Raw genomic sequence first — 26064 nt, 5'->3', positions numbered from 1 at the left:
CTGAAACATAACTGTTTGTTTAACTTAACTAAAAAGGTGAAAATCTTATGGCTATTAAAATTGGTATTAATGGTTTCGGTCGTATCGGTCGTATTGTATTCCGCGCAGCACAACAGCGTGATGACATTGAAGTAGTCGGCATCAACGACTTAATTGATGTTGAATACATGGCTTATATGTTGAAATATGATTCAACTCACGGTCGTTTCGATGGTACTGTTGAAGTTAAAGACGGTAACTTAGTGGTTAACGGTAAAGCGATCCGTGTCACTTCAGAGCGCGATCCGGCAAACTTAAACTGGGGTGCAATCGGTGTGGATGTCGCCGTTGAAGCAACAGGTTTATTCTTAACTGATGAAACAGCACGTAAACACATCACTGCGGGTGCGAAAAAAGTGGTTTTAACCGGTCCATCTAAAGATGCAACCCCAATGTTCGTACGTGGCGTAAACTTCAATGCTTATGCTGGTCAAGACATCGTGTCTAACGCATCTTGTACAACTAACTGTTTAGCACCTTTAGCACGTGTTGTTCACGAAACTTTCGGTATCAAAGATGGTTTAATGACAACCGTTCACGCAACCACTGCAACACAAAAAACCGTTGATGGTCCATCTGCAAAAGACTGGCGCGGTGGTCGTGGTGCAGCACAAAACATCATCCCATCTTCAACTGGTGCGGCAAAAGCGGTAGGTAAAGTATTACCGGCATTAAACGGTAAATTAACCGGTATGGCTTTCCGTGTTCCTACACCAAACGTTTCTGTTGTTGATTTAACAGTAAACCTTGAAAAACCAGCAACTTACGAGCAAATCAAGCAAGCAATCAAAGATGCTGCTGAAGGTAAAACTTTCAACGGCGAATTAAAAGGCGTGTTAGGCTACACTGAAGATGCTGTTGTTTCTACTGACTTTAACGGTTGTGCATTAACTTCTGTATTTGATGCCGATGCAGGTATCGCATTAACCGATACTTTCGTGAAACTTGTATCTTGGTACGACAACGAAACCGGTTATTCAAACAAAGTTTTAGACTTGGTCGCACACGTTTACAACTACAAAGCTTAATCAAAATAATTGGAAAACCAACCGCTCTTCGGAGCGGTTTTTTTATTCCTTAATCGGATTGGGATCCACTTCACAAATTGCACAAAAGTTCACTCAGAATCATCAAAAAATAAAATATTTATCTGGCTTTTAATTTCATTTAACTTTATATTAGCGCACAGTTGTTAGCTCAATTAATATCAAAAATTAAGGTTAATATGAATTTCGATCTTCATTTTATTTACCGTATTCAACAACAAGCAAAAACACTGGGAAATACAACCGCACTTCGTCATAAAGAAAATGGTATCTGGAAAGATATTTCTTGGGCTGTATTCCAAAACCGATTAAACCAGCTCTCTCGCGCACTACTTGCCTGCAATATCCAAGTTCAAGATAAAATTGCAATTTTCGCCCAAAATATGCCACGTTGGACTATTGCTGATATAGCGGCATTACAAATTCGTGCGATTACCGTGCCAATTTATGCAACCAATACCGCACAACAAGCCGAATTTGTACTTAACCACGCAGACGTTAAAATTTTATTTGTGGGCGATCAAGAACAATATGACCACGCTTTAGAGATTGCCTCTCATTGCCCTCAATTAGAAAAAATTGTCGCCATGAAACCGACTATTCAACTTAAGCAAGACGGTCGCTCTTATACATGGGAACAATTTGTTGAATTAGGTTCAACCGCACAGCAAACAGAATTAAACCAACGTTTGCGTGATAAAAAAATGGAGGATTTATTTACCATCATCTATACCTCCGGTACGACAGGTGAACCTAAAGGGGTGATGCTAGACTATTCAAACCTTGCTCATCAATTAGAAACCCATGATCTTGCACTTAATGTCACGCCTCAAGATATTTCCCTCTCTTTTCTGCCGTTTTCTCATATCTTTGAACGGGCGTGGGCGGCTTATGTCCTTCACCGAGGTGCAACACTCTGTTATTTGGAAGATACGAATCAAGTGCGGTCGGTTTTGGCGGAGATTAGCCCAACACTTATGTGTGCCGTACCGCGTTTTTACGAAAAAATTTATGCGGCGGTGTTAGATAAAGTGCAAAAAGCACCAAAACTTCGCCAAATTCTGTTCCATTGGGCGATTGCCGTTGGGCAAAAACACTTTGAATCTACCACACAAAACAACGCCGTTCCTTTTTGGCTAAAACAACAATATCGCCTTGCGGATAAACTGGTTTTATCAAAACTTCGCCAATTATTAGGCGGCAGAATCAAAATGATGCCTTGTGGCGGAGCGAAGTTAGAACCGGCTATCGGGCTGTTTTTCCACAGCATCGGCATTAATATCAAACTTGGCTACGGTATGACGGAAACCACTGCAACTGTTTCCTGTTGGCACGACAAACAATTTAATCCAAATTCTATCGGCACATTAATGCCGAAAGCAGAAATTAAAATTGGTGAAAACAACGAAATTTTGGTCCGAGGCGGTATGGTAATGAAAGGTTATTACAAAAAACCGGAAGAAACCACCCAAGCCTTCACCGAAGATGGTTTTCTAAAAACAGGCGATGCCGGTGAGTTTGATGCGGAAGGAAACCTTTTTATTACGGATCGCATTAAAGAATTAATGAAAACCTCTAACGGCAAATATATCGCCCCGCAATATATCGAAAGCAAAATCGGTAAAGACAAATTTATCGAGCAAATTGCTATTGTGGCGGATGCCAAAAAATATGTTTCGGCGCTGATTGTGCCTTGTTTTGATAGCTTGGAAGAATACGCCAAACAACTCAACATTAAATATCAAGATCGCCTAGAATTGATTAAAAATTCTGAAATTCTGAAAATGTTTGAACAACGTATTAATGCCATGCAAAAGGAATTGGCTCACTTTGAACAAGTGAAAAAATTCACCCTGCTCTCTCAAGCTTTTAGTATCAAACTGGGCGAACTCACCCCAACCTTAAAACTCAAACGAAAAGTCATTATGGAACGCTACCGCAATCAAATTGAAGCGATGTATAAACAACATAATGAAACCTAAAATGCAAAAAAGTGCGGTCAATTTTGACCGCACTTTTCGCTTTAATGTTCACGGGTTTTGAAAAATTCCACGTCAGGATAACGCTCTTGGGCTAAATTCAAATTCACCATAGTCGGGGCGATATAAGTGAGGTTATCCCCACCGTCTAGGGCTAAATTTTGCTCATTTTTACGTTTAAATTCTTCAAATTTTTTGCCATCGCGACATTCCACCCAACGTGCGGTTGCCACGTTCACATTTTCATAAATGGCTTCGACGTTGTATTCCGTTTTCAAGCGAGAAACGACCACATCAAATTGCAATACGCCCACTGCACCGACAATTAAATCATTATTGATGAGTGGACGGAATACTTGCACCGCACCCTCTTCGGAAAGTTGAACCAAACCTTTTAACAATTGCTTTTGTTTGAGGGGATCTTTCAAACGAATCCGGCGGAATAATTCAGGGGCGAAATTTGGAATACCCGTGAATTTTAAATTTTCACCTTGCGTAAAGGTATCGCCAATTTGGATCGTACCGTGGTTATGCAAGCCGATAATATCGCCGGCATAGGCTTCTTCTGCGTGCGAGCGATCCCCAGCCATAAAGGTTAAGGCATCAGAAATTACCACATCTTTACCGATACGAACGTGCTTCAGTTTCATGCCTTTTTCATATTTACCGGAAACCACACGCATAAAGGCGACACGGTCGCGGTGTTTTGGATCCATATTAGCTTGGATTTTGAACACAAAACCGCTAAATTTTTCTTCTGAACTTTCTACCGTACGGGTGTCTGCTTGACGAGCCTGTGGTTTTGGTGCCCATTCTGTTAAACCGTCAAGGAAGTGATCCACGCCGAAATTACCCAGTGCGGTCCCAAAAAAGACAGGGGTTAATTCACCTTTGATAAAGGCATCATATTCAAATTCATTGCTTGCCCCTTGTACTAATTCTAATTCATCACGCAACTGTTGGGCTAAATCATCACCGACTGCGGCATCTAATTCCGGATTATTCAAACCTTTTACAATACGCACTTCTTGAATGGTTGAACCTCGTCCTGATTGATATAAATAGGTTTCGTCTTTGGTGAGATGATAAACGCCTTTAAACAATTTACCGCAGCCGATTGGCCAAGTGATAGGCGCACAACGAATTTGCAGAACATTTTCCACTTCGTCCAACAATTCCATGGGGTCACGAATATCACGGTCGAGTTTATTCATAAAGGTGATAATCGGCGTATCACGAAGGCGGGTGACTTCCATTAATTTAATTGTCCGTTCCTCAACCCCTTTGGCGGCATCAATCACCATCAAGCAACTGTCCACTGCGGTTAAAGTGCGGTAAGTATCTTCAGAGAAATCTTCGTGCCCCGGGGTGTCAAGTAAGTTTACCAAGCAATCATTGTAAGGAAACTGCATCACGGAAGTAGTAATCGAAATACCACGTTGTTTTTCCATTTCCATCCAGTCGGATTTGGCATGTGCTGTCGAGCCTTTGCCTTTCACCGAACCGGCGGTTTGAATGGCATTACCATATAAAAGCACTTTTTCGGTAATCGTGGTTTTACCCGCATCGGGGTGGGAAATAATTGCAAATGTTCTGCGTTTATTCACTTCTTGAGGATAAGTCATGATCTTCTCTTGTTGGTAAAAAATGTTCGCTATTCTCGCTGATTTTGGCATTTTGCTCAAATTAAATTGAGCAAATTCATCGAATTTCATTATTTTTTCAAAAACAGCAAACGTTTGCTTCAAAAGTGCGGTACAATGTGCGCCGATTTTTTTACCGCAATAAAAAAGGTGCAAACCATGACACAACAAATTCTCAGTCTGAAAAAAATCTACTCAGGCAAAGTGCGTGATCTTTATGAAATTGATGATAAGCGAATGTTGATGGTCGCCACAGATCGTCTTTCCGCCTTTGATGTGATTTTAGATGATCCCATTCCACGAAAAGGTGAAATCCTGACACAAATTTCAAATTTTTGGTTTAACAAATTAGCGCACATTATGCCCAATCATTTCACCGGTGATTCCGTTTATGATGTGCTACCAAAGGAAGAGGCTGATTTCGTGAAGGACAGGGCAGTGGTTTGCAAGCGTTTGAACCCGATTAAAATTGAATCCATCGTGCGTGGCTATTTAACCGGAAGCGGGTTAAAGGATTATCAACAAACGGGCACGATTTGCGGTTTGAAATTACCGGAAGGATTAGTGGAAGCGAGCAAATTGCCCGAACCTATTTTTACCCCTTCAAGCAAAGAGGAAGTGGGAAACCACGACATTAACATCAGCTATGAAGAATGTGAAAAATTAATCGGCGCAGATTTGGCGGCGCAAGTCAAAGAAAAGGCCATTGCACTTTATACCGCTGCCGCAGAATATGCACTCACTAAAGGGATCATTATTTGTGATACGAAGTTTGAATTTGGTTTAGACGAAAACGGCACGCTAACGCTGATGGATGAAGTCCTCACGCCGGATTCCAGCCGTTTTTGGTCGGTTGAAACTTATCAAGAAGGCACAAATCCCCCTTCTTTTGATAAGCAATTTGTACGTGACTGGTTAGAAAATAGTGGTTGGAACAAGCAACCTCCAGCGCCTAGAGTGCCTGGCGATGTGATTGAAAAAACGGTTGCGAAATACCAAGAAGCCTTGGATCTATTGACACAATAATGCGAGAAATCCCTGCTCGAGAAAGCAGGGATTTTTATGATGTAAAGCGATGAGAAAAATACATCGTTAAATTCGGAAAGCACTGGACAAACGAGAAAAGTGCGGTTATATTCTTGCGAGTTTTTATTCATATAAAATGATTAAATATTCAAAACAACCTTAAGTAAGGAAAAAATATGTCAAATACCATTTTACAAAATTTACCAAAAGGGCAAAAAGTCGGCATCGCCTTCTCCGGTGGTTTGGATACTAGCGCTGCATTACTTTGGATGCGTCAAAAAGGCGCAGTGCCTTACGCTTACACGGCGAATTTAGGTCAGCCTGACGAAGAGGATTATAATGCGATTCCTAAAAAAGCCATGGCTTATGGGGCTGAAAATGCCCGTTTAATTGATTGCCGTGCACAACTTGTGCATGAAGGGATTGCGGCAATTCAATGTGGTGCATTTCATATTTCAACAGGCGGTATTCCTTACTTTAATACGACCCCCCTTGGTCGTGCTGTAACGGGTACGATGCTTGTGGCTGCGATGAAAGAAGATGATGTGAATATTTGGGGCGATGGTTCTACTTTTAAAGGTAATGATATCGAACGTTTTTATCGCTACGGTTTATTAACCAACCCGAAATTAAAAATTTATAAACCTTGGTTGGACGATCAGTTTATTCACGAATTAGGCGGCCGCTTTGAAATGTCGCAATTTTTAATTGAAAACGGCTTTGATTACAAAATGTCAGTGGAGAAAGCCTATTCAACGGATTCCAACATGCTGGGGGCGACCCACGAAGCGAAAGATTTGGAAGAATTAAGTACAGGGATGAAGATCGTTAAACCTATCATGGGCGTTGCGTTTTGGGATGAAAGCGTTGAAATCAAACCGGAAACCGTCACCGTAACTTTTGAAGAAGGCGTACCGGTAGCGTTAAACGGACAACGCTTTGATGATGCAGTCGAGATGATGCAAGAAGCTAATCGCATTGGTGGTCGTCATGGTTTAGGCATGTCAGACCAAATCGAAAACCGTATTATTGAAGCGAAATCCCGTGGTATTTATGAAGCACCGGGAATGGCATTATTACATATCGCTTACGAGCGTTTAGTCACCGGTATCCATAATGAAGATACCATTGAGCAATATCGTATTAACGGTTTACGTTTAGGTCGCTTATTATACCAAGGTCGTTGGTTTGATCCGCAAGCCTTAATGTTGCGTGAAACAGCACAACGTTGGGTGGCAAAAGCCATTACCGGCACTGTTACCCTAGAATTACGTCGTGGTAACGATTTCACTATTTTAAATACGGAATCGCCGAATTTAACTTATGAAGCAGAACGTTTAAGTATGGAAAAAGTGGAAGATACGCCATTCGATCCAATCGATCGTATCGGTCAATTAACTATGCGTAATCTTGATGTTGCGGATACCCGTGGTAAATTGGGGATCTACGCAGAAACCGGCTTGCTCGTGTCGAATAAAAATTCAGTGTTACCACAGTTAGGCAAAAAATAACATTGAGCTGATAGGAATAACCGCACAAAAGTGCGGTTATTTTTTTGGACGTTTTTTCTATTTTGCCGAATAATCCCGTTCACCAAAAATTGCCGTGCCGATACGCACCATCGTTGAACCGCATTTTATGGCACTGGGCATATCCTCGCTCATTCCCATAGAAAGGGTATCGATTGGCTGATGTGGAAAGATCTGTTTGAGCTGTTCAAATAACGCTGCCATTTTTTTAAAGCTCTTTTCTTGCTCTGTAATGTCTGTGGTTGGGGCAGGAATTGCCATTAATCCACGTAGCCGTAAGTGCGGTAGATTTTCTATCTGTTTTGCCAGCTCGAACATCGCTTCAGGCGCAATACCGGATTTACTTTCTTCATCACTAATATTAATTTGAATCAAAACATTTAATGGCGCTTTATTGGCGGGGCGTTGTTCATTTAATCGTTGGGCAATTTTCACCCGATCAAGGGTTTGCATCCAATCGAAATGCGTTGCGACTAATCGACTTTTATTGGATTGCAAAGGGCCGATAAAATGCCACTCTAATTTTATGCCTTGTGCCTCAAAGTGCTGAATTTTCTCCACGCCCTCTTGCACATAATTTTCACCGAAAGCGATGTGTCCCGCTTGATAAGCCGTGAGAATATCGGAAACAGGTTTAGTTTTAGACACAGCCAATAACTTTACCGAATTTGAAGGGCGATGAACCTGCTCACATAAGGTATGAATGGTTTGTTGAATGTGTTGTAGTTGGTGTTGAATATTCATTGGATTCTCCTCATTCAAAGTGCGGTTAGTTTACACGAAATTTAATGAGACGAGAAAATTTCTAGCGAATTATCATTTTCTGTTTGACAAGTTAGATAAATTTCAGTATTTCTTAGCGCATTCGTTTTGAAAAATAAAACACAATGAAAAATCACCGCACTTTTAACCGCATGACCATGATTACGATGACCATTACGATGCAAAATGGTGCGGGTTGTTAATGCATAGAAGATAGGATACCGAAAACCCGCAATTCAACCGAATGCGGGTTTTTTTATCAATTTTAAAAATACAACATCTTTAGGAGAATTAATATGCGCGTACTCAAATTTGGTGGCACTTCGCTTGCAAATCCCGAACGTTTTTCTCAGGCAGCCAAGCTGATCGAACAAGCCCATTTGGAAGAGCAAGCGGCAGGCGTTTTATCCGCTCCGGCAAAAATCACTAATCACCTTGTTGCCCTCTCTGAAAAAGCCGCATTAAACCAATCCACTGATACGCATTTCAACGAAGCTCTCGATATTTTCTATCACATTATTAATGGCTTATATGCAGAAAATAATCAATTTGACTTACCAGGCACAAAAGCACTGATTGATGCGGAATTTGCTCAAATTAAAGGGTTGTTGGAAGAAATTCGCCAAGCCGGTAAAGTTGAAGATGCGGTGAAAGCCACCATTGATTGTCGAGGGGAAAAACTCTCCATTGCGATGATGAAAGCCTGGTTTGAAGCTCGGGGTTACAGTGTGCATATTGTGGATCCGGTCAAACAATTATTGGCAAAAGGAGGGTATTTAGAATCCTCCGTTGAAATTGCCGAATCCACAAAACGGGTTAATGCAGCAAGTATTGCAAAAGATAAAGTGGTATTAATGGCAGGGTTTACTGCCGGCAATGAAAAAGGGGAGCTTGTGTTATTAGGTCGTAACGGATCGGATTACTCTGCGGCTTGTTTGGCGGCTTGTTTGAATGCAAGGGTATGTGAAATTTGGACGGATGTGGACGGTGTTTATACCTGTGATCCCCGTTTAGTGCCGGATGCCCGATTATTGCCAACCCTTTCTTATCGTGAAGCTATGGAGCTTTCTTATTTTGGGGCAAAAGTGATTCACCCGCGTACTATTGGTCCATTATTGCCACAAAATATTCCTTGTGTGATCAAAAATACCGGTAACCCTTCAGCACCCGGTTCAATCATTGACGGCAATGTGAAATCAGAAGATTTACAGGTAAAAGGGATCACCAATTTAGATAATTTGGCGATGTTTAACGTTTCAGGCCCGGGAATGCAAGGTATGGTCGGTATGGCGGCTCGTGTCTTTTCAGCGATGTCGGGAGCCGGCATTTCTGTGATTTTAATTACCCAATCCTCATCAGAATACAGCATCAGTTTCTGTGTGCCGGTAAAATCTTCAGAGGCCGCCAAAGCCGTGCTTGAAAATGAGTTTTCTCATGAACTGACTGCTAACCAATTAGAACCGATTGAAGTGATTAAAGATTTATCCATTATCTCTGTCGTGGGCGATGGAATGAAAGAGGCAAAAGGGATTGCTGCTCGCTTTTTCTCCGCATTAGCGCAAGCCAATATCAGCATTGTCGCCATTGCGCAAGGTTCGAGCGAACGTTCTATTTCTGCCGTTGTACCGCAAAACAAAGCCATTGAAGCCGTGAAAGCAACACACCAAGCCCTTTTTAATAATAAAAAAGTGGTGGATATGTTTCTCGTTGGCGTTGGCGGTGTCGGTGGTGAGTTGATTGAGCAGGTAAAGCGCCAAAAGGAGTATTTAGCGAAAAAGGACATTGAGATTCGCATCTGTGCGATTGCCAACTCGAATAAAATGCTCCTCAATGAAAACGGTTTAAATTTAGAGAATTGGAAAACCGATCTTGAAAATGCAACACAGCCTTCCGATTTTGATGTGCTACTTTCATTCATTAAATTACACCATGTGGTAAACCCTGTCTTTGTAGATTGCACCTCGGCAGAATCTGTCGCAGGGCTTTATGCACGCGCCTTAAAAGAAGGCTTTCATGTGGTGACACCGAACAAAAAAGCCAATACAAGGGATCTCGCCTATTATCACCAATTACGCAAAAATGCACAGGCAAGTCAGCATAAGTTTTTGTATGAGACCAATGTGGGAGCAGGGTTGCCTGTGATTGAAAACTTACAAAATCTCCTTGCTGCCGGTGATGAATTAGAGCGTTTTGAAGGGATTTTATCAGGCTCGCTTTCCTTTATTTTCGGTAAATTGGAAGAGGGGCTTTCCTTATCGGAAGTCACCCTACTTGCCCGTGAAAAAGGGTTCACCGAACCGGATCCCCGTGATGATTTATCCGGGCAAGATGTGGCCCGCAAACTCCTTATCCTTGCCCGTGAAGCTGGATTAGAATTAGAACTTTCCGATGTGGAAGTTGAAGGCGTGCTACCACAGGGATTCTCCGAGGGAAAATCGACCAATGAATTTATGGCCATGTTGCCACAGCTTGATGCGGATTTTAAAGCCCGAGTAGATGCAGCCAAAGCGGAAGGAAAAGTGTTGCGCTATGTGGGACAAATTAGTGAAGGAAAATGCAAGGTTTCCATTGTTGCGGTTGATCAAAATAACCCGCTTTACAAAGTAAAAGACGGCGAAAATGCCTTGGCGTTCTACACTCGCTATTATCAGCCGATTCCGTTATTATTACGCGGTTATGGCGCTGGTAATGCGGTGACTGCTGCCGGTATCTTCGCAGATATTTTAAGAACATTACAACACTAATGAGGACTGATGATGTTACGAATTTATGCTCCAGCATCCAGCGCAAACATCAGCGTAGGCTTCGATACCTTAGGGGCGGCAATTTCCCCTATTGATGGTTCATTATTGGGCGATGTGATTCAAATTGAATCTATCGCCAGTGGGTTTGAATTGGAAAGTGCGGGCTATTTTGTCCGTAAATTACCAAAAGAGCCGCAAAAAAACATTGTTTATCAAGCCTATGTTTTATTCAGTGAGCAGTTAAAGTTGCGTGGTAGAAATATCAAGCCATTGCGTTTAACGCTTGAAAAAAATATGCCGATTGGGTCCGGTTTGGGCTCCAGTGCTTGCTCTATTGTGGCGGCATTAGTGGCATTAAATCAATTCCATGATGAACCTTTTTCAAAAATGGAATTGCTGGAGATGATGGGGGAATTAGAAGGACGGATCTCAGGTTCTATTCATTATGATAATGTTGCACCTTGTTATCTTGGCGGTGTGCAGTTTATGGTGCAATCCCTCGGTAATATTTGTCAAAAACTGCCGTTTTTCGACAATTGGTATTGGGTTTTGGCTTATCCGGGGATTGAGGTTTCTACCGCAGAGGCCCGTGCGATTCTCCCAAAAAGTTATACACGACAAGATGTGATAGCCCATGGCCGCCACTTAGGCGGTTTCGTTCATGCCTGCCACACCCGACAAGAAAACTTAGCGGCGATGATGATGAAAGATGTGATTGCCGAACCTTATCGTGAATCATTACTACCTAATTTTGCGGAAGTCAAACAGGCAACCCGTGATTTAGGCGCGCTTGCTACCGGCATTTCAGGCTCAGGCCCGACTATTTTTTCTATAGCCTCGGATTTACAAACAGCAACGAAACTTGCGACCTATCTTGAACATCATTATTTGCAAAATAATGAGGGATTTGTTCATGTATGCAAGGTGGATAATGAGGGCGCAAGAGAAATTAGCTAATCAGAGCGTAAGAGTGCGGTTATACCAAAAACGCCGTAAAATGAACCGCACTTTTATCATTTTACTTGAACCATAAAACAAAATAGTCAATTTAAAAATGGATTAATTATGAAGCTATACAATATTAAACACTCGGAAGAACAAGTTAATTTTGCCCAAGCAGTACGCCAAGGGCTTGGAAAAGACCAGGGCTTATTTTTTCCGGAAATCATTCCGCAACTTTCCAATATCAACGAATTATTGGATCTTCCTTTGGTCGAACGCAGCCAAAAAATTCTTTCTGCTATCATTGGTGATGAAATTCCAACGGAAACCCTCAATACCATGGTGAAAAATGCCTTTACTTTCCCTGCACCTTTGCAAAAAGTTGAAGAAAATATTTATGCTTTAGAGCTTTTCCATGGACCGACACTGGCGTTTAAAGACTTTGGCGGGCGTTTTATGGCTCAAGCGTTGGCTGCCGTGCGTGGTGATGGCAAAATCACCATTTTAACAGCGACTTCTGGGGATACCGGTGCGGCAGTGGCTCACGCCTTTTATGGATTAGAAAATATTAATGTGGTGATTTTATATCCGAAAGGAAAAATCAGCCCATTACAAGAAAAATTGTTCTGTACCCTTGGGGGAAATATCCGAACCGTTGCCATTAATGGTGATTTCGATGCTTGTCAGGCGTTGGTAAAACAAGCTTTTGATGATGCAACATTGCGTGAAGCAATTGGCTTAAACTCCGCCAACTCTATTAACATCAGCCGTTTACTGGCACAAGTTTGTTATTATTTTGAAGCGGTTTCCCAATTGCCAAAAGAAAAACGTGATAATGTGGTGGTTTCCGTGCCAAGTGGTAATTTCGGGAATTTAACGGCGGGATTAATTGCCAAAACCTTAGGTTTGCCTATTAAACGCTTTATCGCAGCAACCAATGCGAATGATACGGTGCCACGTTATTTACAATCCGGTGAATGGGCACCGAAAGCCACTGTTGCGACACTTTCTAATGCGATGGATGTGAGCCGACCAAACAACTGGCCACGGGTAGAAGAATTATTTAAACGTAATGGTTGGGGCTTGGCTGAATTGGGGGCAGGTATGCTCACCGATGCTCAAACGGAAGAGACCTTAAAAGCGATGTACAAGATAGATTACACCTGTGAGCCACACGGAGCCATTGCTTATCAATTACTCAAAGATAAGCTTCAGGCAGAGGAAACCGGTATTTTCCTATGCACCGCCCACCCAGCAAAATTTAAAGAATCGGTTGAGCGAATTCTTCATCTTGAATTGCCGTTGCCGGAAGCCTTGGATAAGCACAATAAGCTACCATTGCTTTCCGATGAGATGGACAATGATTTTGCCCAATTGCGTGCCTATTTGCTGAAATAACAAAAAAGTGCGGTTGATTTTGACCGCACTTTTCTACATTTTCGGTGGTATGTCGCACTTGCACAAAACGATTGGCTCTCTTCCCTCCCTCCGTTTACGGGGGGAGGTGCCGCAGGCGCAGGGGGAGTGCGGTTATTTTTCACCGAGTTTTTGCAACGTTGTTGTAATCCCCTCAGGGCTACGTCCAGCTCCCCCGAAGGTAGGGAACGAAAAATTATCTATTATGCAACTGCTATATCATCCTGTAGATTTTCTTATGACAACCTTTATCGCTTACGCCAATATTCAGCAGTCTTACCCCTTTGATGAAATTCCTTGTCAATGGGTGCCTGAAACATTACGTTCACCTTTTCCTCAAAATCCGCTTGTTCGACAAAGCTATCAATGTCGCCGATTGGCACATTTTTTGTTATGGCAATTGTTAAAAGTGGCGGGAAAAGATACCGCACTTTTAGGCAAAATTGAACGTACGGAAAGCGGACGCCCTTATTTTCCCAATGAGATGATCGATTTTAATATAAGTCATTCCGGTGATTGGGTTGCGGTGATATTAGACATTCCCGAAAAGGGAGAGCAAAACCGGCAAAGTGCGGTGGGAATTGATATTGAATTTCCTAAATCCCGTGATTTTTCTGCACTGATAGCACATTTTGCACCTCAAGAGGAAGTGGCGTGGTTTGAGCAACAGGCTGATGCCGAAAGCGCTTTTTATCGCTGTTGGTGTTTGCGTGAGGCGGTATTGAAATCCCAAGGGGTGGGAATTGTCAAGCTATCGGAAGTCCGTCATTTACCCTGTGAGCAAAAGATTTTTTCCGAATATTGTCCGCCGGGTGAGCTGTTTTTTACTGAAACCCTCCCTTTTTATTTCGCCGCTTTTATCAACCGTCGTCAACATCAAGTGCAGTTTTTCTGTTGGGAGGGGGGCGTTTTAGTGCCGAAAAAACCTTCAGAAATCATTCGTTATCAGGTCAATGAAAGCTAAAAATGCTTGAAAATATTCAAGGATTTTTCTTACGGAAATCCCTTGTATTTTAATGGACGAGGCCCCATTATTTCGATAAACTCGTCACAATTTTTTGACAAATGGAGAAAGACATGTCGCAAAATGGTTCAGGGCAAGATCCTTGGGGCAAGCCGGGGCAGCGCAATGAGCAAAAGCCCGAAAACTCATCAAATAACGGATGGGATGCTAACCAAAATCGTGGTAATCAAGAACAATCCCCACCTGATATTGAAGAAATTTTTAACAATTTATTAAAGAAACTGGGCGGAGGCAATAAAAAGAGCGGTCAAAATAATGGCAGTTCTGCCCCTCCCCCTTCTCTCCCGTTTAATTTTACTAAAGCCTTACCGATCGCCGCTGTGTTAGGTGCAATCGTTTGGGGTGCGAGCGGTTTTTATACCATTAAAGAAGCCGAGCGGGGTGTGGTATTACGTTTTGGCGAGCTTCATTCCATTGTTCAACCGGGTTTAAACTGGAAACCGACTTTTGTGGATAAAGTCTTACCGGTTAATGTTGAGCAGGTGAAAGAACTGAGAACCCAAGGCGCCATGCTCACCCAAGATGAAAATATGGTCAAAGTCGAAATGACAGTGCAATATCGTGTGCAGGACCCGGCTAAATATCGTTTCAGTGTCACTAACGCTGACGATAGTTTAAATCAAGCAACAGATAGTGCGTTACGCTATGTTGTTGGGCATATGACAATGGACGATATTCTCACCACCGGTCGTGCTGTGGTGCGTGAAAATACTTGGAAAGCCTTAAATGACATCATCAAGCCTTATGATATGGGCATTGAGGTGATTGATGTGAACTTCCAATCTGCACGGCCGCCGGAAGAGGTGAAAGATGCCTTTGATGATGCCATTAAAGCCCAAGAAGACGAACAACGCTTTATCCGTGAAGCGGAGGCCTACGCTCGAGAAAAAGAACCGATTGCCCGCGGTGATGCGCAACGTATTGTAGAAGAAGCTACGGCTTACAAAGATCGCATTGTGCTTGATGCGCAAGGGGAAGTAGAGCGCTTACAGCGTTTATTACCGGAATTTAAAGCTTCATCGGAGTTATTGCGTGAGCGCTTGTATATTCAAACCATGGAAAAAGTGATGGCAAATACACCGAAAGTGATGTTAGATGGCAATCATGGTAACAATTTGACTGTATTACCCCTTGAACAAATTATGGGGAAAAAAATGGAATCGAATAAAGCACCAAGTGCGGTCAATTCTACCCCGGTTTTAGCGCCATCAGAAACTCAATCAAACCTCACTCAACCCACTAAAGTTGAGCCGGTTCGCCAAGGGAGATTTAATTAATGCGTAAATTTTTATTCCCCGTTATTTTGCTCATTGTGGCAGTGCTTTATTCAAGCATCGTTGTTGTCACCGAAGGAACCCGAGGCATTATGCTGCGTTTTAACAAGGTGCAACGTGATGCGGATAATAAAGTGGTGGTCTATGAACCGGGACTGCATTTTAAAATTCCACTCATTGATAGTATTAAAGTGTTGGATGCCCGTATTCGTACGCTAGATGGGTCTGCCACCCGTTTTGTTACCGTTGAGAAAAAAGACTTATTGGTGGATTCCTATGTAAAATGGAAAATTAGCGATTTTGGTCGTTTCTATACTTCAACCGGTGGCGGTGATTATGGTCAGGCTGCCAGTTTATTAAGTCGTAAAGTCAACGATCGCCTACGCTCCGAAATTGGTACACGCACCATTAAAGATATTGTTTCCGGTACTCGTGGTGAGCTGATGGAAGGGGCGAAAAAAGCCTTAAATTCAGGGCAAGACAGTACAGCAGAGCTGGGTATTGAAGTGGTTGATGTTCGTGTAAAACAAATTAATCTACCGGATGAGGTTTCTTCTTCCATTTACCAACGTATGCGTGCAGAGCGGGATGCCGTGGCGCGTGAACATCGTTCACAAGGTAAGGAGAAAGCGGCGTTTATTCAAGCAGATGTGGATCGTAAAGTCACCCTGATTTTGGCTAATGCCAATAAAACCGCACAAGAATTACGAGGTTCGGGTGATGCGACGGCAGCAAAATTATATTCTGATGCCTTTTCACAAAATCCACAGTTCTTCAGTTTTATTCGTAGCTTAAAAGCCTATGAAACCAGTTTTGCCAATTCGGATAATATGATGATCTTAAAGCCAAATAGTGATTTCTTCCGATTTATGCAAACACCGAATAAATAACTCAAAAAAATGCGGTCGATTTTGACCGCATTTTTTTGTCTATTTATTTTCCAACAGGGAAATGACTTTTTTCAAGGCTTCAATTTCATTGTCCTTTGCGTTAAGCAGCTGTTTTAATTTTTCATTTTCGATGGAGAGCTTTTCGTTTGAAGCAAAATAATTACTATAATTCGAATGGTTATCCCCAATAGAACAAATAACAAAACGTTCGTCATCGTCCAGCAACTGAGCAACATTAATATTAAAAACTTGTGCAATTTGCTTTAATTTCTCAACACTCACATTGGTTTGTCCCCGTTCAATTTTGGCATAACCCGTGGTGGACATCCCCAATTTTTCTGCTACTTCTTCCTGAGTCCATTGGTTCATTTCACGCATAATTTTGATTTTTTCTGATGATTCCATAACTTACCCTATTAATCATTTTTCTATACTCTCGGAGTTTTAAATAGTTCTTTGAGTGAGTGGATTAAATTTGCCCTAAATATAACATAGCTATCCTATTGAACCAATTTTCATTAAGGAAATTAATATGAAAAAACTTCTCCTTATTGTCTTATCGGCAATTCTTTTAACCGGTTGCACAACAAGATGGGGGGAATATTCCCTACTAAGCAATCGCAATATTGATATTAGTCATTCCCAAAATTTTACACGCGGTGAAATTGTAGATGGTGCTGATGTGTCACTTGTTGTGGGAATTTTTGGTGGAAAACCTGATTCTGGTGCAGCATTAGGTCGAGCCATCAGTAAAGATCGCTGTACCGTTGCATTAACTGACGTAACCATAACAAGCCATACTCTTTGGGTTGGTATTGGTTTCAGTAATGTAGTTGTGGAAGGGCGTCAATTAATTGATAAGTCACTTCCTGGTTGTGAATCTAGACGTTAATGAGGATATTAAAAATGAAAAAAATAATAACAATCTTATTGATAACACTTATGCTAGCCGGTTGTGCTCCGGGCGGAATACCAAATGAAACAATAATTAGTACTAAAAGTTATGATTTCTATAATAAAAAGTTAAAATTAGGCAAGCAGGTTATTGTTTATCGCTCAGGCAACACTCATTCAGCCCACCAAAAGGCGATTGATGATGCTATCTCACAAAACTCTTGCACTGTCGCTTTAACGAATGTTAGAGAGGATAATAACGGAAGGATTGAAGGTACAGAGGTAATTGATCCAACTCTCGGCAATTGTGCAAAATAATTTCTTATGAAAGTGCGGTTAAATTTGACCGCACTTTTTCTATTCTCTTAACCTTTCCCTCAAATCTTCTGCCGTTTGGCAGGTTTTTATTTTTTCAAAAATCTTATTGGCTTCATCATATTCTTTATTCAAATAACGTAGCCATTGTTTAATGCGTGCCACGTGGTAAAAACCGGAGTCATGGAAATTTTCCATTTCCGCATAATTTTGTAATAGTTTTTGAATTTCCGTCCAAGGCATTTTGGCGGCATTTGATTTGAGTACGTGGCTTAAATTTGGAATATTCAACGCACCACGCCCCACCATCAGATCTTGGCAACCGGTGATGGTAAGGCAACGCTGAGCGTCTTGCCAATGCCAAATTTCACCATTGGCAATAACGGGAATGTTTAGGCGGGTACGAATTTCACCAATTTTTTCCCAGTTGATGCGGTCGGCACGATAACCATCGACTTTGCTACGACCGTGAACGGTGATTTCCGTTGCTCCACCTTGCTGCACGGCATCGGCAATTTCAACGGCTTGAGAAATATCATCCCAACCTAACCGCACTTTTACGCTCACAGGAAGCGATTTCGGTACGGCTTTTCGTAACGCCTGCGTGGCACGATAAATTAATTCGGGTTGTTTGAGAAGTGCCGCACCGCCATGGCTACCGTTGACGGTTTTTGAGGGGCAGCCGCAGTTAAAGTCAATGCCGTGGGAACCAAGCTCAATGACTCGAACGGCATTTTCGGCTAAATAATCGGGATGTTGTCCAAGCAATTGCACCCGAACCGGCGTGCCTGAATGGGTGAAACCTTGATGTTTGAGTTCTGGGCATAAACGATAAAACACCTTTTCAGGCAAGCACTGATCGACCACACGGATAAATTCCGTAATACATAAGTCGTAATCGTTGATTTCGGTAAGAAGTTGGCGTACGAAAGGATCCAGTACGCCTTGCATAGGGGCGAGAAGAACACGCACGCTTTATTTCCAGCCCTTTGATTTACAAATCAAATCATAAGCGGCTTGGATCTGTTGGGCTTTTTCTTTTGCCATTTCCATCATTTCCGGCGGTAAACCCTTTGCCACCAATTTATCCGGGTGATGTTCGTTCATTAAACGGCGATAGGCACGTTTGACGGTATTGCGATCATCGGATTCACTCACGCCAAGCACTTTATAGGCATCACTTAAGGTCGGACCGGATGCTTGTTGGTAGTGATGATTTTGTTGATAGTCATAGCTGCCGCGTTGTTGATAAGCACCTTGTTGATATTGCTGATAAAAACCGCCTTGTGTGAAAGCTCTGGCAGCCATTTCCATGGCTATCATTTGCTCAAATTGCATACGGGAAAGCCCAAGTTCTTCCGCCACCACGTAAAGCACCTCTTTTTCCCCTTCGTGTAACTGTGAATCCAAGAAAGCGGCTTGCACTTGTACGTGTAAGAACATTCGTAATAAATCGGCACGTTGACCGCAGCCAATACGAAATTCACGGATAATTTGGCGAAGAGGAAAATCTGCCTCTTTACCACGGCGGAAAGCATCTTGTGCGAGACGACGGCCTTGATCATCCAATTTCATTTGTGCCATTAATTGATTGGCAAGTTGGATATCTTCTTCCGTCACACGACCTTTCGCTTTACTCAAATGCCCTAATACAGCAAAGGTGGTTTGCATAAAAAGGGTTTGGCGTGTGGTTTTTCGGTTAAAAAAACTCGAATTCACCGCACCTAGCTCATAGAGTTTTTTATCCGCAATCGAGCCCAAAATCAGCCCCGCAATCGCCCCAAAAAATCCGCCAATTTTCCAGCCAATTAATACGCCTAAAATTTTTCCAATAAAATTCATACTTTTCCTCTAAAAAGTGCGGTTGGTTTTTGCCACGTTTTTTTAAAATAGCGATAAAGATCAATTTATCAAGTTTTATACGCCAAATTCTGTACGGTAAGCGTGCATTGCAGGTAAATATTCACGATATTTGGCATCTTGCTCAATAAATTGCATTAAATCGTCCAAATCAATGATGGATAAAACACGGCATTGATAATCCCGTTCCACTTCTTGAATGGCGGAAAGTTCGCCCTTGCCCCGTTCTTTACGGTTTAATGCGATGAACACGGCGGCAAGTTCGGCATGATTAGCATTGATAAGTTCCATAGATTCACGAATTGCCGTGCCGGCGGTGATGACATCGTCCACCAATAAAATTTTACCTTGCAGCGGGCTACCGATTAAATTGCCACCCTCGCCGTGATCTTTGGCTTCTTTACGGTTAAAACAGACGGGTTTATCCACACTATAGCGGTTAAACAACGCCACCGAAACGGTAGTACCAATAGGGATACCTTTGTAAGCCGGCCCAAAAATCACATCAAAATCAACCGCACTTGCTTGAATGGCTGCCGCATAAAATTCACCCAAACGGGCTAAATCAGCCCCGGTGTTGAATAATCCGGCGTTGAAAAAATACGGGCTTTTACGCCCGGATTTTAGGGTAAACTCACCGAATTTCAACACGTTACGGCTGAGGGCAAATTCAATAAAATCACGTTTATATTGTTCCATTTTTAATCCTTATAAGCCCAATGCTTCACGTTGTGCGGCAAAAATTTGTTGGCAACCCTGTTTGGCAAGATCAAGTAAAACCAGCAATTCTTCATGACTGAAAGGCTCGCCTTCTGCGGTGCCTTGCACTTCGATCATCCGTCCGTCTTCCATCATCACCACGTTCATATCTGTTTCGGCAGCGGAATCTTCCACGTATTCTAAATCACAAACGGCTTCGCCTTCGACAATGCCAACGGAAATGGCGGCAACCAAACCTTTAATCGGATTGTTTTTTAGTATGCCGTTTTCCATTAATCTGTGAATAGCATCGCACAATGCCACTGCCGCACCGGTAATTGAGGCGGTGCGGGTGCCGCCATCGGCTTGGATAACATCACAATCTAAGGTGATGGTTCGCTCACCGAGAGCGTTGAGATCCACCATCGCGCGTAAAGAGCGGGCGATTAAGCGTTGAATCTCTAAGGTTCGTCCCCCTTGTTTGCCTTTTGCCGCTTCGCGTGGCATACGGCTGTGGGTTGAACGTGGCAACATGCCGTATTCAGCGGTGACCCAACCTTGGTTTTGACCTTTCAGAAAACGTGGCACGCTTTCTTCCACGCTGGCAGTACAAAGCACTTTGGTATCGCCAAATTCAACTAAAACGGAACCTTCCGCATGCTTAGTATAATGACGGGTGATGCTAATTAAACGGGATTGATGATTCTCTCGATTATTCGGACGCATTGAAAATTCCTTCATCAGTTAATAAAAAAGCGCACTATTCTAGCACGCTTTTGTTTTTTAATTATGGGTTAGAATGCTCAAAATCACGAATTTTATTAAAAGTATCTTTTAAATCCGAAGCAAAATTAATTTTTTGTATTTCCGGCGTAGTGTTGGATTTTACCAACATTCTCAGTGGCTGGAATTGCATATTGCATAAATAAAGTTGTTGATGGGGCAACATATGTTGCACAAAACGGGTGAGAGCATGAATTCCCCCGGTATCCAACACCGTCACCGCATCACATTGCAAAACAATATGTTTGATTTCGTGATCCGTATGCACGGTCTTATCATGTAGATCCGCAAACAATTTATCTGCTGCAGCAAAAAATAAAGGACCGCTGATGCGATAAACCAACACATCATTGAGATCTTCCGGGGCATTATGCTCAATGGCTTTGGTCATTTCCGCAATGGTGCGGATAAATAACAAGCTCGCAAGCAATACACCAACACTGATAGCAATTACCATATCAAACAGCACGGTCAAAATTAAACAGGTCAATAATACCGTCATTTCATTCTTGCCTGAACGACGGGCAAGGGTGATGATTTCCTGTACGCTCGCCATATTCCATGCCACTACCAACAGGAGGGCTGCCATAGATGAAAGTGGTAAATAAGAAAGGGCTGGAGCGAAAAGCAATAAAGCAAATAGTACTAAAAGTGCGTGTACTACACTGGCAATAGGCGAAACCGCACCGGATTTCACATTGGCAGTAGAGCGGGCAATGGCTGCCGTGGCTGTAATACCGCCAAAGAAAGGCGAGACAATATTGCCTAAACCTTGGGCTAACAATTCATCATTGGAATGGTGTTTAGTGTCTGTCATATTATCCAGCACTACGGCACAGAGGAGGGATTCAATCGCCCCTAAAACCGCCATGGAAAACGCAGCCGGCAATAAGGTTTGCAAACTATCAAAATTCCATTGTACTAATTCACCTTGTGCATTTGGCACATTCCACGGCAAAGCAAAATCGGGTAACACATTGGGAATACCCTGCCCTATAGAACTATCCGGTAACGTATATTGGAATGCAGAGCCAATTGTTTCAATATGAAAACCGACATATTGTAAGAGCAATGCCAATATTGTGCCGATTATCACGGCAGGTAAATGACCGGGTATGGCAAGGCGTAATTTACGCCATTGTGTTAATACCAACAATGTTGTGATCCCTACGATTGCATCAGCCCAATTTATTGTCGAAAGTGCGGTAAAAATAGCCTGAATTTTTTCCAAATAATGTGCTGGCATCTGTTCAATCTTCAAGCCGAGAAAATCTTTAATTTGTAACGTACCGATAGTTATACCGATTCCACAGGTAAAACCTAAGGTTACCGGCAACGGGATATATTCTATTAAGCGACCAAGACGGAATAATGCCATTAAAATTAAGATTACACCGGAAAGCAAGGTAGCCATCAGCAATCCGCTCAACCCGAATTGTTGGGTGACGGGATATAAAATCACCACAAAGGCAGCAGTGGGTCCGGATACATTGAAACGTGAGCCCCCGGTGAGTGCGATGACTATGCCGGCGATAATGGCGGTATAAAGCCCGTGTTGCGGAGGAACGCCGCTCGCGATAGCCAATGCCATAGAAAGCGGAATAGCAATCACCCCCACGGTTAAACCCGCAATGATATCCCGAACCAATAATTTTTTCGTATAGCCTAGACGAAAAGAATCTTTCAATGCGCTGAAGGGTTTTACGGCTAAAAACACATTTTTGGAAAATAATGATTTAACGTGCATAAAAAAACGACAAAAAGTGAATAAAACTCCGATATTCTAGCGAAAATATGAAAAGATTTTTATGTTCTAGCTCAAAAAAACTTGACTAAACCGATACAAATCTTTATAGTCTGCGCACCTCAACACGGTGAGATGTCCGAGTGGTTGAAGGAGCACGCCTGGAAAGCGTGTATGTGCGAAAGTGCATCGGGGGTTCGAATCCCCCTCTCACCGCCAGAATACAATTCATCAACGTTCACCAATGTTCGTTTCAGATAAAATTTATTGATATTTCAATGAGTTATTATTCATTAATGTTCATTACTATTTATATCTGATTGCTTATAGCCGCACTTTTTAGATCCCTCACTGTTTAGGGCTTTTTACGAGGGATCTAAAAATGCGATTACACCTTATTCTTTATGAGATGATGTGATATGAGCAAGATAGTTAAACCTTTAACAAACACAACAATTCAGAATCTTAAACCAACGAAGAAAGAATACATTAAATCAGATGGGGGCGGGCTTTATATTAGAGTTAAACCCAATTCCGCTAAAATTTGGTATTTTGCCTATAAATGGCAAGGCAAACATAGAAAGCTAAGTTTGGGCGCATTCCCTGATTTATCCCTTGCCCATGCACGGGAAATAGCTCAAGAATATCGAGGGCTTATCTTGCGTAATATTGACCCGCTAAAGCATCGGCAAGATTTAAATGAAACTACCGAAGAAAAGAAAATCACTTTTTCAGAAATGGCGGTTAGGTGGCGTGATAAGCGGTTGAGGGTGGGTAAATTAAAGGCGCAGACAGTCAATGAAGCATTCCGCCGCGTGGAATTGCATTTATTCCCTAAAATCGCGGATTTGCCGATTGATGAGGCAAATTATGAGACTTTTCGCCCGGCTCTTTCTCCGCTGAAAAATTCCAATACGCTTTATAAGATCAATATTGCTATTAATCAGATTTTTAGAATGGCAGAAGATGAGGATTTAATTATTAAGAATCCTTTTCGCAATATTCATGATGAATTTACGTATGTAGAGACGAGGAATCACCCGACCATTAAGCCGGAAGATTTGCCGCGCCTATTCCAAGTGTTACAAGGGGCAGATGTGAAGAGACCGACCGCACTTTTAATCGAGTGGCAGTTATTGAGCATTTTGAGAAGTTCCGAGGCGGTGACGATAGAATGGGCTGATATTGATTGGGAGGCGAAAGCCTTACATATTCCGGCAGAGCGAATGAAAGGTGGTAAGCGCCCTCACAGTGTTCCGCTTTCTTCTCAAGCCTTGAATGTGTTAGAGCAAATGCGCCGTTATACGGGCAGCCGTAAATATGTGTTTTGTAGCCGTGTTGCGCCTTATAATCGCCCTATGAATAGCGGTGCGGCTAACGTGGCATTGAAACGAATGGGATTTAAAGATTTGTTAGTCGCTCACGGCTTGCGCAGTATTGCCAGTACTTATCTTCATGAGCTTGATATTTTTTCATCTGAAGCCATTGAGCTTTGTTTATCCCATGAGAACCGCGGTAAGGTGCGCGCGGCGTATGATAAATCGAAAAAATGGCGCTCCCGACAAGAAATTATGCAGAAATGGGGCGATTATGTGGAAGAATGTAAATTTAAGGCACTTTGCGCTTGATCATTCATTAACACCTCTAAAATTTCTTGTTTTTTGTCATTCGGTAAACAAGTGAGGATATATTTAAAATAATCTTATTCTTTTAATTTACTAGGCTTTGTTGTGTGGCTAAATTCTAAATTTAATACGAATTTATGCCCGCAATCCTGATTTTTACAGGTGCAATAGAGCTTAGTAAATTCTTTATGTTCTCTTTGGCTTTTGTTTATTAGAGCTTTTGAGCCGCATATTTTACATTCTATCATTTTCCCTTCTCTCTTAACTGAAATGCTTTTCTTGCAAATAACCCCACGGAAAATCTTGAAATTTATTATAAATCAAATAGTTATATTTTATATCAAGAAAATTACATTTTTTCTTAGCTGAAAAATAGTGAAAAAGTGTGTAATTTTTACAGTTAAGAATTGGCTTAATCAGTGCGTTTAAAGCTATATGTAGCAAGGCTTTACGGCATTTTATAGGCTGAAAATTAACTGTAATTTTATCAATTTTTAACGCAAATTCGGCGGGGGAGGAAGTGGATTTTCCGTGGCGTGGAATTTTCCGTGAGAAATTTCCGTGTCATGTCTAAGAATTGTTTATTTTTTATCCTTTTATTGTGATTTCTCATTTCACAATTAAATTTTCTATTCGATCCGAGATAAATATTTTATTTTTGCCCTATCCAATGGGATGAATTTGGATACCTATGAATCTACTTTTTTATGATAAGGAAAGTTATGGCCGAGAAGACAGCACAGGCGGAACGATTTATCAAACTGCCGGAAGTGATGAATAAAACAGGCTTAGGGCGCTCCACAATCTATCGAAATATGAAAGCCGGTGAATTTCCTAAAAGTATTCAACTGAATAAACAAAATTCAGTTTGGCTTGAAAGTGAAGTGAATGCCTGGATGAAAGAACAAATTAACAAACGAAACCAACAGGAGATAAACCAATGACACTACAAAATCCGGAAAAGCAAGCGGAACTCGAAAAACTGATTGCAGAACTTAACAAAAATAATCAAGCCTTTTTAGCCGTTCAAGATAAGGCTTTAACGATTAAATCAAATATTGAACGTAATCAAAAAATGATTGAGGCACTGGAACAGGAAAACCAAGAGGCACAAAAAGAAATTGATAATCTTCAAGTAAGTGATACCGGTGAAATTAACTTTGATGGTTTTGATGAAGTGTCTGAACTTGTGAGTAAAAATACGTTAAAGATTAATGCGCTAAATAAAGTTATCACAAAATTTGATGCGAAATTAAAACTTCTACTAATCACAGAGTATAAAGCATTTTCAGATAACTCTATCAGTATCAAAACAAAAGCTCTAGATCTAGTTGCTCAAGAATTTATGGAAGAGTTCTTCAAAAGTAAATCTATGAAGAAAATCAATGAAATCTATTCAGTTCTATTTGAAAATAAAAGTAGTGTCCTATTTGGGAATTATATTAACTATGATTATAGAGATGCTTTCTTGAATTTCTTTGTTAGTAAAATCAAAACTCATTTAGATGAAAAACTTGATATTAGCCATTTAAAAATTAATATTCCGGAGATCAAATTTACCATACCAACCCAAGGTGACAGCTCATGGCAAAAGCGTGAATATATACGAGAAATAGAAGAGCTGGCTAATCAGTAGTTGAAAATTTTGGACGTAACGCCCCGTAGAAAATACGGGGCTTTTTTATGTTGTTTTGAACGATTTGGGACGAATTTGGACGACTTGAGACTATTCAAACAAAAAATATTGTGCTATCTTTACTATATAAATAAACAGTATTGAGGCATGTATGAAAAACCAATTTGATGATGATTTTATTCTTCTTGATGATT

24 protein-coding genes and 1 tRNA gene are annotated in these 26064 nt (G+C 41.6%); 16 read left to right on the top strand and 9 right to left on the bottom strand.

Annotated elements, in window-relative coordinates; genetic code table 11:
• The first annotated feature begins 47 nt into the window (after positions 1 to 47).
• Both gap and BKK52_RS06870 read left to right on the top strand, forming a co-directional pair.
• On the top strand, positions 48 to 1067 hold the full coding sequence (gene gap / locus BKK52_RS06875) for a type I glyceraldehyde-3-phosphate dehydrogenase (protein ID WP_077421925.1): 1020 nt from the start codon (positions 48 to 50) through the stop codon (positions 1065 to 1067).
• Positions 1068 to 1264: 197 nt separating this feature from the next.
• A complete protein-coding gene (locus BKK52_RS06870; protein WP_077478336.1) occupies positions 1265 to 3067 on the top strand; it encodes an AMP-dependent synthetase/ligase in 1803 nt (600 codons plus the stop codon).
• Between the two features lie 41 nt (positions 3068 to 3108).
• Here the strand turns inward: BKK52_RS06870 and prfC are convergent, their stop codons facing one another.
• Positions 3109 to 4689 carry a peptide chain release factor 3 gene (gene prfC, locus BKK52_RS06865; RefSeq protein ID WP_077478346.1) on the bottom strand — a complete coding sequence of 527 codons (1581 nt, stop codon included), beginning with the start codon at positions 4687 to 4689 and terminating at the stop codon, positions 3109 to 3111.
• A 177-nt stretch (positions 4690 to 4866) separates the two neighbouring features.
• Here prfC and BKK52_RS06860 point away from each other — a divergent pair, with 177 nt between their 5' ends.
• Both BKK52_RS06860 and argG read left to right on the top strand, forming a co-directional pair.
• A complete protein-coding gene (locus BKK52_RS06860; protein WP_077478334.1) occupies positions 4867 to 5733 on the top strand; it encodes a phosphoribosylaminoimidazolesuccinocarboxamide synthase in 867 nt (288 codons plus the stop codon).
• 176 nt (positions 5734 to 5909) lie between these two features.
• A complete protein-coding gene (gene argG / locus BKK52_RS06855; protein ID WP_077478332.1) occupies positions 5910 to 7244 on the top strand; it encodes an argininosuccinate synthase in 1335 nt (444 codons plus the stop codon).
• Between the two features lie 57 nt (positions 7245 to 7301).
• Here the strand turns inward: argG and BKK52_RS06850 are convergent, their stop codons facing one another.
• Positions 7302 to 8006: a YggS family pyridoxal phosphate-dependent enzyme gene (locus BKK52_RS06850; protein ID WP_077478330.1), complete on the bottom strand. Its 705-nt coding sequence runs from the start codon at positions 8004 to 8006 to the stop codon at positions 7302 to 7304.
• Between the two features lie 314 nt (positions 8007 to 8320).
• Here BKK52_RS06850 and thrA point away from each other — a divergent pair, with 314 nt between their 5' ends.
• The 6 genes from thrA (at position 8321) to hflC (ending at position 16314) form a co-directional block, all read left to right on the top strand.
• Positions 8321 to 10768 (top strand): bifunctional aspartate kinase/homoserine dehydrogenase I, encoded by a 2448-nt coding sequence (gene thrA, locus BKK52_RS06845; RefSeq protein ID WP_077474071.1) that lies wholly within the window; start codon positions 8321 to 8323, stop codon positions 10766 to 10768.
• A gap of 12 nt (positions 10769 to 10780) precedes the next feature.
• Positions 10781 to 11725, top strand: coding sequence for a homoserine kinase (gene thrB, locus BKK52_RS06840; protein WP_077478344.1), 945 nt, complete (start codon positions 10781 to 10783; stop codon positions 11723 to 11725).
• A gap of 108 nt (positions 11726 to 11833) precedes the next feature.
• Complete coding sequence (gene thrC, locus BKK52_RS06835; RefSeq protein WP_077474075.1) at positions 11834 to 13108, top strand: threonine synthase; 1275 nt, start codon at positions 11834 to 11836, stop codon at positions 13106 to 13108.
• 256 nt (positions 13109 to 13364) lie between these two features.
• Complete coding sequence (locus tag BKK52_RS06830) at positions 13365 to 14090, top strand: 4'-phosphopantetheinyl transferase family protein (RefSeq protein WP_077474125.1); 726 nt, start codon at positions 13365 to 13367, stop codon at positions 14088 to 14090.
• Between the two features lie 113 nt (positions 14091 to 14203).
• A complete protein-coding gene (gene hflK, locus BKK52_RS06825; RefSeq protein WP_077474077.1) occupies positions 14204 to 15427 on the top strand; it encodes an FtsH protease activity modulator HflK in 1224 nt (407 codons plus the stop codon).
• Positions 15427 to 16314, top strand: coding sequence for a protease modulator HflC (gene hflC, locus BKK52_RS06820; protein WP_077421369.1), 888 nt, complete (start codon positions 15427 to 15429; stop codon positions 16312 to 16314). Before hflK ends, hflC begins: the two co-directional genes overlap by 1 nt.
• Before the next feature lie 39 nt (positions 16315 to 16353).
• Here the strand turns inward: hflC and BKK52_RS06815 are convergent, their stop codons facing one another.
• A complete protein-coding gene (locus BKK52_RS06815; protein ID WP_077421368.1) occupies positions 16354 to 16719 on the bottom strand; it encodes a helix-turn-helix domain-containing protein in 366 nt (121 codons plus the stop codon).
• 127 nt (positions 16720 to 16846) lie between these two features.
• Here BKK52_RS06815 and BKK52_RS06810 point away from each other — a divergent pair, with 127 nt between their 5' ends.
• Positions 16847 to 17206, top strand: a complete 360-nt coding sequence (locus BKK52_RS06810) for a hypothetical protein (protein ID WP_077421367.1) — start codon at positions 16847 to 16849, stop codon at positions 17204 to 17206.
• 14 nt (positions 17207 to 17220) lie between these two features.
• Complete coding sequence (locus BKK52_RS06805; RefSeq protein ID WP_077474079.1) at positions 17221 to 17526, top strand: membrane lipoprotein lipid attachment site-containing protein; 306 nt, start codon at positions 17221 to 17223, stop codon at positions 17524 to 17526.
• A 39-nt stretch (positions 17527 to 17565) separates the two neighbouring features.
• Here the strand turns inward: BKK52_RS06805 and dusC are convergent, their stop codons facing one another.
• The 5 genes from dusC to dauA form a co-directional block, all read right to left on the bottom strand.
• Positions 17566 to 18495, bottom strand: coding sequence for a tRNA dihydrouridine(16) synthase DusC (dusC, locus tag BKK52_RS06800; protein ID WP_077478328.1), 930 nt, complete (start codon positions 18493 to 18495; stop codon positions 17566 to 17568).
• A 3-nt stretch (positions 18496 to 18498) separates the two neighbouring features.
• A complete protein-coding gene (djlA, locus tag BKK52_RS06795; RefSeq protein ID WP_077421364.1) occupies positions 18499 to 19365 on the bottom strand; it encodes a co-chaperone DjlA in 867 nt (288 codons plus the stop codon).
• Positions 19366 to 19440: 75 nt separating this feature from the next.
• Positions 19441 to 20082, bottom strand: coding sequence for an orotate phosphoribosyltransferase (gene pyrE, locus BKK52_RS06790; RefSeq protein ID WP_077421363.1), 642 nt, complete (start codon positions 20080 to 20082; stop codon positions 19441 to 19443).
• A 9-nt stretch (positions 20083 to 20091) separates the two neighbouring features.
• Entirely contained in the window at positions 20092 to 20808 is a 717-nt protein-coding gene (rph, locus tag BKK52_RS06785; RefSeq protein ID WP_077478326.1) for a ribonuclease PH, read from the bottom strand.
• A 61-nt stretch (positions 20809 to 20869) separates the two neighbouring features.
• Positions 20870 to 22612, bottom strand: coding sequence for a C4-dicarboxylic acid transporter DauA (gene dauA, locus BKK52_RS06780; protein ID WP_077478324.1), 1743 nt, complete (start codon positions 22610 to 22612; stop codon positions 20870 to 20872).
• 126 nt (positions 22613 to 22738) lie between these two features.
• Between dauA and BKK52_RS06775 the strand changes: the two genes are divergently transcribed.
• Together BKK52_RS06775 and BKK52_RS06770 are read left to right on the top strand one after the other, a co-directional pair.
• A tRNA-Ser gene (locus tag BKK52_RS06775) sits at positions 22739 to 22828 on the top strand.
• Between the two features lie 200 nt (positions 22829 to 23028).
• Complete coding sequence (locus BKK52_RS06770; RefSeq protein WP_077478322.1) at positions 23029 to 24237, top strand: tyrosine-type recombinase/integrase; 1209 nt, start codon at positions 23029 to 23031, stop codon at positions 24235 to 24237.
• Between the two features lie 74 nt (positions 24238 to 24311).
• Here the strand turns inward: BKK52_RS06770 and BKK52_RS13850 are convergent, their stop codons facing one another.
• A complete protein-coding gene (locus tag BKK52_RS13850; RefSeq protein ID WP_244160222.1) occupies positions 24312 to 24482 on the bottom strand; it encodes an ogr/Delta-like zinc finger family protein in 171 nt (56 codons plus the stop codon).
• 474 nt (positions 24483 to 24956) lie between these two features.
• Between BKK52_RS13850 and BKK52_RS06760 the strand changes: the two genes are divergently transcribed.
• Together BKK52_RS06760 and BKK52_RS06755 are read left to right on the top strand one after the other, a co-directional pair.
• Complete coding sequence (locus BKK52_RS06760; RefSeq protein ID WP_077421358.1) at positions 24957 to 25178, top strand: helix-turn-helix transcriptional regulator; 222 nt, start codon at positions 24957 to 24959, stop codon at positions 25176 to 25178.
• The gene (locus BKK52_RS06755) at positions 25175 to 25870 is read left to right on the top strand and encodes a hypothetical protein (RefSeq protein ID WP_077478320.1); all 696 of its coding nucleotides are present in this window, start codon (positions 25175 to 25177) and stop codon (positions 25868 to 25870) included. Before BKK52_RS06760 ends, BKK52_RS06755 begins: the two co-directional genes overlap by 4 nt.
• Positions 25871 to 26064 lie beyond the last annotated feature (194 nt).

Origin of the sequence: Rodentibacter trehalosifermentans (assembly GCF_002000545.1) — a bacterium.
Taxonomy (GTDB): domain Bacteria; phylum Pseudomonadota; class Gammaproteobacteria; order Enterobacterales; family Pasteurellaceae; genus Rodentibacter; species Rodentibacter trehalosifermentans.
The sequence above is the reverse complement of the archived record's forward strand: the minus strand, read 5'-3'. Positions and strand labels throughout refer to the sequence as shown.